Below are 13063 nucleotides of genomic sequence, written 5' to 3' on the forward strand. Positions count from 1 at the left end.
CAAATTCTCATTAAAGCAAATTATTTAACTCTTTGAAGTTAAATAGCTTGTAAGTCTCCGAAGTCATCTTCGGTAATAGGATTGTTCTCATCCGGAATTGGTGCTTCATATGCCTCTGGAGCATTTGGAGATTCAGTCATAATTAATCTTAATGTATGATTAATAGGGTAGCACTTAGTTTTTTCATCCTCAGCAGACACCTTATAAACACCAGTAGCATATGCAATTTCAAATGGTAAGAAACTACTATTTTCAGAATCGATTAGGTTACTTGGTTGATAGTAAACAATAAAAGTTCTGAAAAATTTTTCATCCGCATAATGAGATTTATTTGATAATAATTTTAACTCAGTTGCATGACCTTTATGGCATTTTGAGGTAATTACATTTAACTCGTTTCCAAATGCTTCATCATTCGGAGACATAAATATAAGTTGTAAATTTTTCTCAGAATTAACAAGACAGGGTTGACCGTTCTTACGAATTAAAGACCATCCGAATGGTTCTAGGATCGTATCTGCATGTTCACAGATATCACCCCATCGTCCCATAGCACGACCTGGGTTCTTTTTCTTACGAATTGCGTATCCGTTATTAGATAACCGAAAAGCGAGCTGTAGTTCATCCGTAATATCAAGCCCAAGCTCAATAAGTTTGTTGTTAGCATCAGTTCCTTGTAAGATTTCACAAGGAATTTGATTTAACTCATTCCAATTCATGCTATGAAGCGTATGCTGCATAAGTTTACTCTAAGAAAAATTTGTATACTAAATATAGCATCTAATGATGACAAAAAAAGGATACAAATTAAATATGTTACCTATTAGTTTGTATCTAAATATTTCTTAAAAAAATCCCCGCACATAGCGGGGATTTTTTTATCTTGGTGTTAATTAAACACGTTCGATAATCGTTGCAATACCTTGACCAAGGCCGATACACATGGTCGCAAGACCAATTTGAGTATCTTGTTGTTCCATTACGTTTAACAAAGTCGTTGTGATACGCGCACCAGAACAACCTAGTGGGTGACCCAAAGCAATCGCACCACCATTTAAGTTAATGATGTCTTGTTTGTCATAAATACCTAAGCCTTTCATTACTGATAAGCCTTGAGCAGCAAATGCTTCGTTTAACTCGATAGTTTGAATATCAGCCATCGTTAAACCAGCACGTTTAAGTGCTTTTTGAGTTGCTGGAACTGGACCGTAACCCATGATTGCTGCGTCACAACCTGCAACTGCCATAGAGCGAATTACAGCGCGTGGTTTTAAACCTAAAGCTTGTGCGCGTTCAGCAGACATAAGTAACATTGCAGAAGCACCGTCAGATAAAGCTGAAGATGTGGCCGCAGTTACAGTACCGCCTTTCGGGTCAAATACAGGACGTAATGCTTTGAACGCTTCAAGGTTTGCATCTGGACGAATTACTTCGTCGATATCGCAAAGGATTTTAAAGCCATTTGCATCGTGGCCTTCAACACCAACGATTTCGTTTTTGAAACGACCTTCTTGAGTTGCAGCCCAAGCACGGCGGTGAGATTCAACACCAAAAGCGTCTTGCTCTTCACGGCTAATACCATTCATGCGACCTAACATTTCAGCAGTTAAGCCCATCATGTTAGATGCTTTTGCATAGTGTTTAGATGCTTCTGGGTTTAAGTCGATGCCGTGCATCATACCTACGTGGCCCATGTGCTCTACACCACCAATAATGAAGATATCACCTTGGTTTGTTGCAATCTGTGCAGCAGCAGTATGAAGCGCTTGCATAGAAGAACCACAAAGACGGTTTACTGTTTGACCAGCAACAGTTTTTGGTAAGTCAGCCAATAGGCCGATGTTACGACCAATATTCATACCTTGTTCTAGAGTCTGGTTTACACAACCCCAGATCAGGTCTTCAACTTCGTTTACATCAAACTGGTTACGAGCAACGAGTGCACGAACCAATTCAGCAGATAAGCTGTCAGCACGTACATTACGGAACATACCGTTTTTGGTTTTACCCATTGCAGAACGTACGCCATCAACGATGACAACGTCACGTGGATTTAAAGTAGCCATTCACGTTGCTCCTTAACCGTAGAATTTTTTGTTGTTAGCAGCCATGTCACGCAACATTTGTGGCGCTTCATAAGCCTTACCTAAGTGCGCATATTTGTTGCAAAGCGCAACGTATTCAGCAACACCTGTTTGGTCGATATAACGACATGGACCACCACGGAATGGAGGGAAACCTACACCCATAATCATTGCCATATCAGCTTCAGCTGCAGTTGCAACGATGTTGTCTTCTAAGCAACGAACTGTTTCGTTACAGAAAGCAAGCATCATGCGGTCAATGATTTCTTGGTTATCAAACTCGCGTTTTTCACCAGTAACGAAAGGAGCAATGATTTCATATGCTGTTGGATCAACAGTTTTTGCTTTTTTGCCTTTCTTATCGAGTTCGTATTTGTAGAAACCAACGTCATTCTTTTGACCAAGACGTTTAGCTTCGTACATTGCTTGGATTGAACCTTTGTAGTCTGGCTTCATACGGTCTGGGAAACCTTCAGCCATGACTTCTGCACCATGTACACCTGTGTCGATACCTACAACGTCGATGAGGTAAGCAGGGCCCATTGGCCAGCCAAATTTCGACATTACATTGTCAACTTGCTGGAAGTCTGCGCCGTCTTTTACAAGAAGGTCGAACGCACCGAAGTAAGGGAACAATACACGGTTAACCAAGAACCCTGGGCAGTCGTTTACAACGATTGGTGTTTTACCCATTTTTTGAGCAAGAACAACAGTAGTTGCAATCGCTTCTTCAGAAGTCTTTTCACCACGAATGACTTCTACAAGCGGCATCATGTGAACTGGGTTGAAGAAGTGCATACCAACGAAGTTTTCAGGACGTTGTAATGCTTTTGCTAAACGCGTGATTGAAATCGTAGAAGTATTAGAAGCAATAATCGTATTTTCACGAACATTCTTTTCAGTGTCTGCAAGAACGATTTCTTTTACTTTTGGATTTTCTGTAACTGCTTCGATCACGATATCAACTTCTTTAAACTCATCGTAGCTTAAAGTAGGACGGATACGTGCAAGCGTTTCACCCATTTGCGCAGGTTTCATTTTCTTGCGTTCAACTTGTTTAGTTAACAAGCTGTTTGCTTCTTTCATACCTAGAGCAAGTTGTGGATTACCAATATCTTTCATGATAATTGGTGTGCCTTTACTTGCTGCTTGGTAAGCAATACCACCACCCATGATACCAGCGCCAAGTACAGCTGCTTGGTTTACTGGGTGCGCACCTTTTTCATATTTTTTAGCAGTTTTCTTAACAACTTGATCATTGAGGAATAAACCAATCAATGCACCAGCTTGTGGTGTAATCGCAGCTTTTGCAAAGCCTTCAGCTTCAGCTTTTAATGCTTCGTCACGCGCAAGGCTTGCACCTGCTTGTAATGAATCGAGTAATAATTTTGGAGCAGGGTATTGAGCAGGATTTGCTTTAGCAAGCACTGCACCTTTTGCAGTATTGAACGCCATCATTTGTTCAAGCGGGTTCAATTTTACAGCTTCAAGCTTTTCTTGACGTTTTGCTTTCCAGTTTAAACGACCAGAAATTGCTTGCTTAACCAAGTCAGTTGCAGCTTCAAGTAATTTATCAGCAGCTACAACTGCATCTACAGCGCCATCTTTTAAAGCAGCAGCAGGTTTTTTAGGAGCAGCCATCGCCATCCATTCAACCGCGTTGTCGATACCGATCAGACGGCTTAAACGTACGCTACCACCGAAACCTGGGTAGATACCAAGTTTAATTTCCGGTAAGCCCACTTGTGCAGCTTCTGACATCACACGGTAGTCACAAACTAAACACATTTCAAAACCGCCACCTAACGCCATACCGTTAATAGCAACTACTTTTGGAATCTCTAAATCTTCAAAGCTATTGAAGATTTCGTGAACAGGCATAAGCCAGTCAACAATCGCTTTTTCGCCTTGTGCGAAGTTTTCACCAAATTCGGTAATGTCTGCCCCAACAATAAATGTCGATTTGCCTGAGGTAACAACTAAGCCTTTAATATCATTATTTGCTTTTACCGCAGCAATAGCAGCTTGGAAATCTTCAATTGTTGCACGGTTAAATTTATTGACCGACTCACCTTGTAAGTCAAAGCGGAATTCTGCAATTCCGTCCGAAAGCATTTGGACGGTAATGGCATTGCCAGCGTGGATCATGCCTGATCTCCTTAGTTTTGGAGGACTTCTAAGTTGATGTTATGAAGCGTGTGCACATCTTAGGTACACATTTATGCTTCGCTAATCTTACGATAACTATATCTAAAAAAAACCTGACAAGTTGTATCAAGCCGTGACGCAAGGGTCATCTTATTTATTATTCAATTCATCTATATGAAATGCATAAAAGAAATTATAAAGATAGCTAATAACGAAAGACATTTGTTTTAACTTAATTTTTTCTTTATAAAGCATTGGAATTATCAATTTTTTATATAAAAACGAATAAGTTTTAAAAGTTATTTTTTTGTCAAAAATGTCAATTGTTAGAAGGATAGTCTGTAAATAACAGTAATAATAGTAATAAATTTTAACTTCCTTAAATTTATGGAAAAATACACTATATTTAAAATTTTTATTACAACAGCGCTGTCTATTATTTGACTTAATTTTTTTACATTCGCTTTTTCTAAGTCAATTTTGTTAAAATTTGCGCCAATTAAATAAACTTCCGGTTTCTCTCTCCTTAAATATAAGGTGAAGTTGCCCCTAATCTTTTGAAAGAGTAGCAATATGATTAAGTGGATCATATTAGCGATTTTTGTGATATCAGCATTGTATATCCAACATCGCGGCAAAGTGCGTCACTCGTTTTATCGTCAATTTTTTGACCATTCAACCTTGCTCGCACCGATTAACTTTTTAATGTACATCTTTTCAAAGGTGCCGAATCAGCCTTATATCGACACACAGCATTTTAAAGATTTAAAAGTGCTGGATGAAAATTGGGAAATGATTCGTGATGAAGCGAAGGCGTTATATGACCAAGGTGGGATTAAAGCTTCAAGTACCTATAACGACTTAGGTTTTAACTCATTCTTTAAAACAGGTTGGAAGCGTTTTTACCTTAAATGGTATGAATCGAGTCATCCATCTGCTGCTGAACTTTGTCCAAAAACCACAGCACTTCTTAAAACATTGCCGACAATTAAAGCAGCCATGTTTACCGAGCTTGCACCTGATAGTCGTTTAGTAAGACACCGTGATCCGTATGCAGGTTCATTGCGTTATCACTTAGGTCTAATTACACCAAATGATGACCGTTGTTTTATTGATGTCGATGGCGAAAGATATTCTTGGCGTGATGGTCAAAGTGTCGTGTTTGATGAAACTTATATTCACTATGCTGAAAATAAGACTGATCAAAACCGTATTATTTTCTTTGCAGACGTTGAACGTCCAATGAAAGTAAAATGGATGGAGCGTTTCAACCATTGGTTTGGTCGCAATGTGATGACTGCGGCAAGTTCACCGAATGAAACGGGGGATAAAACGGGTGGTTTAAATAAAGTATTTGGCTATGTGTACCAAATTCGTATTAAAGCCAAAGCATTAAAAGCGAAAAAGCGTAAGTTATATTATTTCTTGAAATGGTTCCTTATGCTTGGGATTTTTTTCCTGATTTTTGTTCGACCATATGTATTTTAATTAAAGCGCCCGAAAGGGCGTTTTTTTATTTTGATTATTTAAATAATTTGCATTTATTTTATGCATTTAAAAAAAGATTATTGGCATGAATAGTACTTTATTTAAAATTTTAGGTGAATTTTATATTAATTATTGGGATGATAATACAACTGGTAAATATATACCTTTCTTGTACTTAATAAATTTAAAAATTTGCGTGGAATATAAATGAATACGGTGATGAAACAAGCTTTAGTAATAACTACATTCAGTGCAGCAGTAATATCGACTGGATGCGGTAAATCTAAGCCAGAGCCAAAATCAAAAACAGAAAAAGTTGAGGTAGTTTCGGATTGGAGTTGTACACACCCTGAGAATTTAAATCAGATTCAAACTTCTTTGAAAAAAGAATATTTGAAGCAAATTGAGCGTAGCTTAAGACAAAGTCAATATCAGGTTGATGCAGATATTCTTAATAAAATTAATCAAGGTTTGAAGTTTGAAATTAAAAATATCCGCACTTTACCATTAGAAGACGAAAGCCAAAAAAATACACAATTAAGTTGTGAAAGCCAATTGGTCATTACACTGCCGAAAGGTTTACAAAAACGTGCGGAAAAAGCATATATTGAAGAGCTGCGTCATTCTGATAAAGAATCGGATACGCTCAATGACTATTTTTCAGATAATGAATCATCTTTGACTCTTGAAAATGACCAATTGAAAGGTGGCTTTTTCTATAACATCACAAAAACAGATAAAGAGGGTTTGGTGTTTGACTTGTCAACTCAAAATAGTGTGATTGAAGGATTGGTTTTTGTTGCCACTAAAGCTGTGCAATATGCAGCCTATGTTAAAGAAAATGAGTTGATTGAAGAAAATATTGAAGAAAATCAGCAATTATCTGAACAAAATAATGAAGAGCAAACAGCTTTGGCTCAGGAAGCCATGGATGTTCGTAAAAAAGAATTGGATAGTGACAAAGCGAAGCAAGTTGAACGCTTAAATCAGACTTGGGACAAATTGAGTGCTGAGAAAAAAACTCAATTTAAACAAGATCAATCAGATTGGTTTAAAAAACGTGATGTTGAATGTAAGGTACTGGCACAAAAGACTGTAGATGAAATTCCTGAAAAAGACTTAGAAACTTACCAAAAGCAATCCGATTATTGGACTGCTGACATGCGTAAGCAAAACCAAGAGATGCAATATACACAGTGCTTTACTCAAAAAACGATAGAGCGAACGGTTTATTTAAATAATTTAAATTAATCCTAAAACTCTTTATAAATGCTTGGTCAGTCGTATTGAAAGGAATGCGATTGACCAATTACGGGTAAATACTCTACTTTTGCAAGTAGGGGCTTAAGCTCAGTAATTGAATTTCATTTGTAATGTATATTTATACAAATATTAAAGCGCCCGAAAGGGCCTTTTTTATGGCATAAAGCATCCAATAACTTTTGTGATCTATTTCACGGTGCTGGCAATTTGTTACAACTATTAAAAGCCAATAGCCAATTTTGATTCTACAATGGCGCGGTTTTTTCGAAGACTGGTCAGCGGAAGTAGGTTTTAAAATGGCTCATGCTCATCACGCAGCTCATGCACATGTTCATCATATCGAAGAGAGAAAAGAAGACAGTTCTCAAGGCGATTTAAAAACAAAAGTGATGTTAAGACAAGCCGCTTCGACGACTGAAAAATCTAAACGATCTAGAACTAAAAATCATAAAACTAAAGACCAAAATATTAATTTGCATAAGTTCTCCAGTAAGCTCGAAAGTATCTCTGCCAACCATAGTAAAGAGAAATGCGCCAAAAATATTCGCATTGCTCTACAAGCGGCTGGAGCAGATGTGTCAAAGCATCCTGTAGCTGCTTCTGATTGGGGGCAAACGCTAGAAAAGAATGGTTATAAGAAAATTAAACCTGCTTTTAACCGTCCACAAGAAGGTGACATTTACATTATTGAGCGAACAAGTGGTCACACTTATGGTCATATTGCAGGTTATACAGGCAATGGTTGGTTCTCGGATTTCCGTCAAAAAAGCTATGCGGTGTATAAAGAAAAAGATGTTAAATATAGTTACTACCGTCTAGATTCTTAAGCGAGTACGACACAATCTGTCGGATCATATCTAAATCTATTTCCAAATTTATGTTCTGGCACAGTAAAGCACTTGAAAAGTAGGGGTGAAAACATCACATTAGGTATTCAGTATTAAGCCATGCATGCCAATAGTGAATCAAAACGCTCGTCCTCATATTGAAAAAATTTTAGCCAACATGACCCAGCTTCCAGGTGTTTATAAAATGCTAGGTAAGGAGGGTGAATTGTTATATGTCGGCAAAGCAAAAAATCTAAAAAATCGGGTGTCGAGTTATTTTGTTAAAACGATTGAGCATCCTAAAACACAAGCTTTAGTTGCGCGAATTTATGATATTGAAACTTTGGTTACTCGTTCAGAAACTGAAGCTTTACTCTTAGAACAAAACTTAATTAAGCAACACCGCCCGCCTTATAACATTATGCTGCGGGACGATAAGTCTTATGTCTATATTTTTGTTTCGGCTGATAAGCCTTATCCTCGACTTGCCAGTGGGCGTGGTAAAGGTAAGCACCAAATTGGTAAGTTTTTTGGCCCGTACCCAAGTGCCTATAGTGCACGTGATACATTACTGGTTTTGCAAAAACTTTTTAATGTGCGTCAGTGCGAAAATAGTTATTTTTCACAGCGCAAGCGTCCATGTTTGCAATATCAAATCAAGCGATGTTCAGCCCCTTGTGTAGGTCTGATTTCACCCGAAGATTATAAAGAAGACGTTAATAATAGTATTCGCTTTTTGCAAGGTGATACCAAAGAGCTTAATCAAGAGCTTATTGCCAAAATGGAACAAGCAGCGGCTGAGCTTGAATTTGAAAAAGCTGTTTTTTACCGTGATCGATTGTCTTTACTGCGTGAAGTTCAAGCGCAACAAGCCGTGTTTAAAGTCAAAGGCGAAGCGGATATTCTGGCAATTGCATACCAGGCAGGTGTGACATGCGTGCAAATTATGTATGTACGCAACGGGCGAATGCTGGGTGGAAAAAGTTATTTCCCAGACATGCTCGGTGATGATCTTGGGCAAATGCTCAGTGACTTTATGGCGAATTTTTACTTTCAGGTTGCAGATGAAGTTCCCAATGAGCTTATCGTAAATATTGCTTTGCCTGACTGTAAAGAATTAGAAGAAGCGTTGGCACAGCAGTTTGGCAAAAAAGTTCAGATTAAGAGTAATGTTCGAGAAACTCGTGCCGAGTGGCTCGAGTTAGCTGAAATGAACGTTCAACATGCCATTAAAGGACAGTTGAGTAATCATTTAGAACTTAATGAGCGTTTCCATCAGTTAGAGCAGGTGATTGGAAGACCCGTCGATCGCATCGAATGTTTTGATATTAGCCATACCATGGGGGAAGCTCCAATTGCCTCATGTGTTGTGTTTGATCAAGGGGGTGCTCGTAAGCGTGACTATCGCCAATTTGCGATTCAAGACATTACAGCAGGCGATGATTATGCTGCTATGCGTCAAGCCTTAACACGACGTTATAAAAAGGCCATATTGCCTGATTTGCTGTTGATTGATGGTGGTAAAGGCCAACTCCATATGGCAATGGAAGTCATGCAAGAGCTTGGGCTGGACGCTTTTATGGTAGGTGTATCTAAAGGTGAAGGGCGTAAACCCGGACTTGAAACCCTGCATTTTACCGATGGCACAAAAATCCAGTTACCGGAAGACCATAAGGCATTGCATTTAATTCAGCAGGTGCGTGATGAGGCCCATCGCTTCGCAATTACTAAACACCGAGCTAAACGTGATAAACGCCGAAGTACCTCAGTTTTAGAAGCAATTCCAGGGTTGGGTCCAAAGCGCCGTCGAGATTTATTAAGTCATTTTGGTGGGATCCAAGGTGTTTTAAAAGCATCTGAAAAAGAGCTTACTCTTGTGCCCGGTTTTGGTGAAATGATGGCAAGAACGATTTATAAAATTCTGCATGAATAAAGATAGGTTTCTATGCTGAGTGACCAAATAGTTAGTATATAAGTAGAAGAATGATCATTCACATTCCTTTTAAAATGATGAAAGATGTTTCATTAAGAGTCGGAGTGCTTTAGGGAAGTGAATGTCATTACTGCAATTGTTTGAAGAAATAAAACAAAAGGAATCGATTGAAATACCCGAAGGGTGGCTACAAGGGCGAACTGTTTTTGGTGGTCTTGTTGCTGGACTACTCATGCAAAAAGCCTGCTGCAATATTCAAGATCTAAATAAAAGATTATTAAGTTGTAGTGTTACTTTCGTGGGCCCTGTACAGCAGGGACCTGCTCAATTGACTATTGAAATTTTAAGAGAAGGAAAGTCGGTCACTACACTTGAAACGCGTTTATGGCAAGATGGGGCGGTACAAACGATTTTGGTCGCAAGCTTTGGTGTGCCTCGTGCATCGAATATTGAAGTGCGACATGAGCCTATCGTTCCAGTTTATAGGCAACCTGAAGAGTTGCAGCCTATTCCTTTTGCTAGACAAATGCCAGAATGCTATCAACATTTTGATGTATGTTGGGCAGAAGGTCATTATCCTGTTACAGGAAGTCAGTATGCTGACTTTGGAGGATGGTCAAGGTTTAATCCCGATAAGCATGAAAATCGTCAAATGACTTTGCCAGATTTAATTGTTTTGATGGATATTTGGCCGCCTGGTGTATTGCCAATGTTTAAGCAAGTTGCTCCTGCAAGCTCTTTAACTTGGCACATTACCTATGTACACCCGTTTCCACATCAATTGTGTGACTGGTTTAAATATAAAGTGGTAACTGAATATGCAGGTGAAGGTTATTCCACAGAATATGCCCATCTTTGGGACCAAAATGATCATTTAATTGCAATTTTACGGCAAACTGTTACGGTATTTACCTAAACAGTCCACTTCCTTGATTCATATATTTCGTATAAAGTGGCTGTTACAGATAGATACAATATTGAAGAAAGTATTTTTGTCTGTTACAAGATGCATGAAGACTTAATTGGCGGTGTTTATGACCACAGGGCGAATCCTGAATATCCCAAATATCCTAACATTAGCGCGTATTGCGCTTATTCCTGTATTTTTGGTGATCGCGTATTGGCCGCCTGCAATGGGTATTGGTGAGCATGAAGGAAGTATGAGTCGTCATATTATCTTGACGGCTATTTTTGTGTTTGCTGCTATTACCGATTGGTTTGATGGCTATTTGGCACGAACTTTAAACCAAACGTCAGCATTTGGCCGTTTTTTAGATCCAGTTGCAGATAAGCTCATGGTGGCGGCTGCACTTATTGTTTTAGTGCAGTGGAATCCAACCATTTCAATGGCTTTTGCAGCAATTGTGATTATTTCACGCGAAATTACAGTTTCTGCTTTGCGGGAATGGATGGCAGAACTTGGCGCACGAACTAGTGTGGCAGTATCGACTGTAGGTAAATATAAAACAGCCTTTCAGATGATTGCCATTAGTGTGTTCTTACTCAATTGGCAGCCTTTAGAAATGCTCGCATATGCTTTGTTATATACAGCAGTCATTTTAACTTTATGGTCAATGTTTATTTATCTTAAAGCAGCTTGGCCTTATTTAAAGCAACCTTAAGTGCTGCATATTGAATGATTAAGCCTTTCTACAATGAAAGGCTTTTTTTATTTTTAAAGAGTGCAAGAATCGGGTCGTCATAGGGCTTTGGCTACTTTAATGTAAGATATAAGTGCTAAGGAGGTGACACATGCAAATGCTTTCTTCTCGGCAATTTGCTGTAATTGCCACTGTGATTGAATATTTATATGAACATCTAGATCAGCAACCCAGTCTGGACGATGTTGCGAGTCATATGAATTTAAGCTCAAGCTATATTCAACGCCAGTTTCAGGAATGGGTAGGGATTAGCCCCAAAAAATTTGTGCAATATATGAGTTTGCAACAGGCCAAATATCATCTGTTGCAACAACGGAGTTTATTGGAAACTGCTTTAAATACGGGTTTATCTGGCACAGGACGTTTACACGATCTGTTTATTCAGCTTGAAGGGATGACGCCTGGTGAATATAAACAACAAGGCCAAGGCGTTATTCTTAATTATTCGGTTGAGACAAGCCCCTTTGGTGAGTTGTTGGTTGTCAGTAGTGAAAAAGGGATATGTTCTATTCGATTTATCGAAACTCACGAGAATATTGAACAACTCATTAAGCAGTCCTTTCCAAAGGCTCGATTAAAAAATCAGTCGCCGATTTGGCATCAACAAATTGCAAAGTGGTTTGAACAGGATTTTTCAGAACATTTACAGCAAAAACTTCCTCTTAATTTGGCTGGAACTCCATTTCAGCTACAAGTATGGGAAACCTTGCTCACCATTCCAGAAGGCCAATTGCGGACTTATCAAGATATTGCAGAGCAAATTGGGAAGCCTAAAGCAGTTAGAGCCGTTGCTACAGCAATTGGACAAAATCCGATTGCATATCTGATTCCCTGTCATCGAGTGATCCGTGCCACAGGGATGGTTGGAGAATATCATTGGCAAAAGGGGCGTAAATTGGCATTGTTAGCTTGGGAGATGTCAAAGCAACATGGAGAAACTGTATGACTTTGGATTTATTTTCTCCAGAGCCTTGTGAGAATTTATTACCCTACGATGGTGAAGTTCAGGACTATGGTTGTATTTTAAGCCCAGAAGAAGCTGAACAATATTTTGATTATCTTTACCAACACCTCGCATGGAAACATGACGAGGCTAAGTTGTATGGCAAGCACTTTATTACAGCTCGAAAAGTTGCATGGTATGGAGATGACTACTATCAATATAAATATTCGGGTGTCGCACGTGATTCTTTGCCTTGGGACAAAGCCCTGGCTAAATTAAAACAACAGGTAGAGCAAATACTTTCAGAAAAATTTAATTCTTGTTTGGCAAATCTTTATGAAGATGGAACCCAAGGAATGGCTTGGCACAGTGACTCGGATGTATCTTTGGCAAGAACGACAACAATCGCTTCTTTAAGCTTTGGTGCTACCCGTAAATTTTCTTTTAGGCATATTCAAAGTAAAGAGAAAGTTGAATTGTGGCTACAGCCAGGCCAACTCATTGTGATGCGTGGTGAGACTCAACAATATTGGCAACACCGTTTAAATCGCTCAACAAAGATTTTACAACCACGTATTAATCTTACTTTTCGGCAATTTAAGTTTTTATAAAAATAGGGCAAGAAAAAAGCCCATGATGGCAACATGAGCTTATTCCTCTGAGGGGGATGCTTCTACTGATGAGCTGCTGATGAAAAGAATCATCAATAGGAGCTA

The 13063-nt window shown here is 38.8% G+C and carries 13 protein-coding genes; 9 read left to right on the plus strand and 4 right to left on the minus strand.

What is annotated here, in order from left to right:
• Window positions 1–38: 38 nt before the first annotated feature.
• The 4 genes from HJG58_RS00140 to HJG58_RS00155 all read right to left on the minus strand — a co-directional run bounded on the left by HJG58_RS00140 (window position 39) and on the right by HJG58_RS00155 (window position 4499).
• On the minus strand, window positions 39–740 hold the full coding sequence (locus tag HJG58_RS00140) for a hypothetical protein (protein WP_098713105.1): 702 nt from the start codon (window positions 738–740) through the stop codon (window positions 39–41).
• Window positions 741–893: 153 nt separating this feature from the next.
• Complete coding sequence (fadA, locus tag HJG58_RS00145) at window positions 894–2066, minus strand: acetyl-CoA C-acyltransferase FadA (RefSeq protein ID WP_170247546.1); 1173 nt, start codon at window positions 2064–2066, stop codon at window positions 894–896.
• Between the two features lie 12 nt (window positions 2067–2078).
• Window positions 2079–4232 (minus strand): fatty acid oxidation complex subunit alpha FadB, encoded by a 2154-nt coding sequence (gene fadB, locus HJG58_RS00150; protein ID WP_170247547.1) that lies wholly within the window; start codon window positions 4230–4232, stop codon window positions 2079–2081.
• A 150-nt stretch (window positions 4233–4382) separates the two neighbouring features.
• On the minus strand, window positions 4383–4499 hold the full coding sequence (locus tag HJG58_RS00155; protein ID WP_170247548.1) for a hypothetical protein: 117 nt from the start codon (window positions 4497–4499) through the stop codon (window positions 4383–4385).
• 306 nt (window positions 4500–4805) lie between these two features.
• Between HJG58_RS00155 and lpxO the strand changes: the two genes are divergently transcribed.
• The 9 genes from lpxO (at window position 4806) to HJG58_RS00200 (ending at window position 12958) form a co-directional block, all read left to right on the plus strand.
• Entirely contained in the window at window positions 4806–5720 is a 915-nt protein-coding gene (gene lpxO / locus HJG58_RS00160) for a lipid A hydroxylase LpxO (protein WP_170247549.1), read from the plus strand.
• Between the two features lie 85 nt (window positions 5721–5805).
• Complete coding sequence (locus HJG58_RS00165) at window positions 5806–5931, plus strand: hypothetical protein (RefSeq protein WP_014208213.1); 126 nt, start codon at window positions 5806–5808, stop codon at window positions 5929–5931.
• The gene (locus HJG58_RS00170) at window positions 5928–6971 is read left to right on the plus strand and encodes a DUF1311 domain-containing protein (RefSeq protein ID WP_170247550.1); all 1044 of its coding nucleotides are present in this window, start codon (window positions 5928–5930) and stop codon (window positions 6969–6971) included. Before HJG58_RS00165 ends, HJG58_RS00170 begins: the two co-directional genes overlap by 4 nt.
• 308 nt (window positions 6972–7279) lie before the next feature.
• Entirely contained in the window at window positions 7280–7810 is a 531-nt protein-coding gene (locus HJG58_RS00175; protein ID WP_170247551.1) for a CHAP domain-containing protein, read from the plus strand.
• Between the two features lie 133 nt (window positions 7811–7943).
• Entirely contained in the window at window positions 7944–9743 is a 1800-nt protein-coding gene (gene uvrC, locus HJG58_RS00180; protein WP_046812078.1) for an excinuclease ABC subunit UvrC, read from the plus strand.
• Window positions 9744–9864: 121 nt separating this feature from the next.
• Window positions 9865–10659, plus strand: a complete 795-nt coding sequence (locus tag HJG58_RS00185; protein ID WP_170247552.1) for a thioesterase family protein — start codon at window positions 9865–9867, stop codon at window positions 10657–10659.
• Window positions 10660–10777: 118 nt separating this feature from the next.
• Complete coding sequence (gene pgsA / locus HJG58_RS00190; protein WP_002114808.1) at window positions 10778–11365, plus strand: CDP-diacylglycerol--glycerol-3-phosphate 3-phosphatidyltransferase; 588 nt, start codon at window positions 10778–10780, stop codon at window positions 11363–11365.
• A gap of 130 nt (window positions 11366–11495) precedes the next feature.
• Window positions 11496–12350 (plus strand): methylated-DNA--[protein]-cysteine S-methyltransferase, encoded by an 855-nt coding sequence (locus HJG58_RS00195; RefSeq protein WP_170247553.1) that lies wholly within the window; start codon window positions 11496–11498, stop codon window positions 12348–12350.
• On the plus strand, window positions 12347–12958 hold the full coding sequence (locus HJG58_RS00200) for an alpha-ketoglutarate-dependent dioxygenase AlkB family protein (RefSeq protein ID WP_104080656.1): 612 nt from the start codon (window positions 12347–12349) through the stop codon (window positions 12956–12958). The genes HJG58_RS00195 and HJG58_RS00200 overlap by 4 nt, the downstream gene beginning before the upstream one ends.
• Window positions 12959–13063: the final 105 nt, after the last annotated feature.

The organism is Acinetobacter geminorum (genome assembly GCF_013009345.1).
Classification (GTDB): domain Bacteria; phylum Pseudomonadota; class Gammaproteobacteria; order Pseudomonadales; family Moraxellaceae; genus Acinetobacter; species Acinetobacter geminorum.

Excerpts from the sequence above, each read along its gene's own strand:
- HJG58_RS00140 (WP_098713105.1), bottom strand. The coding sequence starts at position 740 with ATGCAGCATACGCTTCATAGCATGAATTGGAATGAGTTAAATCAAATT.
- fadA (WP_170247546.1), bottom strand. The coding sequence starts at position 2,066 with ATGGCTACTTTAAATCCACGTGACGTTGTCATCGTTGATGGCGTACGT.
- fadB (WP_170247547.1), bottom strand. The coding sequence starts at position 4,232 with ATGATCCACGCTGGCAATGCCATTACCGTCCAAATGCTTTCGGACGGA.
- lpxO (WP_170247549.1), top strand. The coding sequence starts at position 4,806 with ATGATTAAGTGGATCATATTAGCGATTTTTGTGATATCAGCATTGTAT.
- HJG58_RS00165 (WP_014208213.1), top strand. The coding sequence starts at position 5,806 with ATGAATAGTACTTTATTTAAAATTTTAGGTGAATTTTATATTAATTAT.
- HJG58_RS00170 (WP_170247550.1), top strand. The coding sequence starts at position 5,928 with ATGAATACGGTGATGAAACAAGCTTTAGTAATAACTACATTCAGTGCA.
- HJG58_RS00175 (WP_170247551.1), top strand. The coding sequence starts at position 7,280 with ATGGCTCATGCTCATCACGCAGCTCATGCACATGTTCATCATATCGAA.
- HJG58_RS00185 (WP_170247552.1), top strand. The coding sequence starts at position 9,865 with ATGTCATTACTGCAATTGTTTGAAGAAATAAAACAAAAGGAATCGATT.
- pgsA (WP_002114808.1), top strand. The coding sequence starts at position 10,778 with ATGACCACAGGGCGAATCCTGAATATCCCAAATATCCTAACATTAGCG.
- HJG58_RS00195 (WP_170247553.1), top strand. The coding sequence starts at position 11,496 with ATGCAAATGCTTTCTTCTCGGCAATTTGCTGTAATTGCCACTGTGATT.
- HJG58_RS00200 (WP_104080656.1), top strand. The coding sequence starts at position 12,347 with ATGACTTTGGATTTATTTTCTCCAGAGCCTTGTGAGAATTTATTACCC.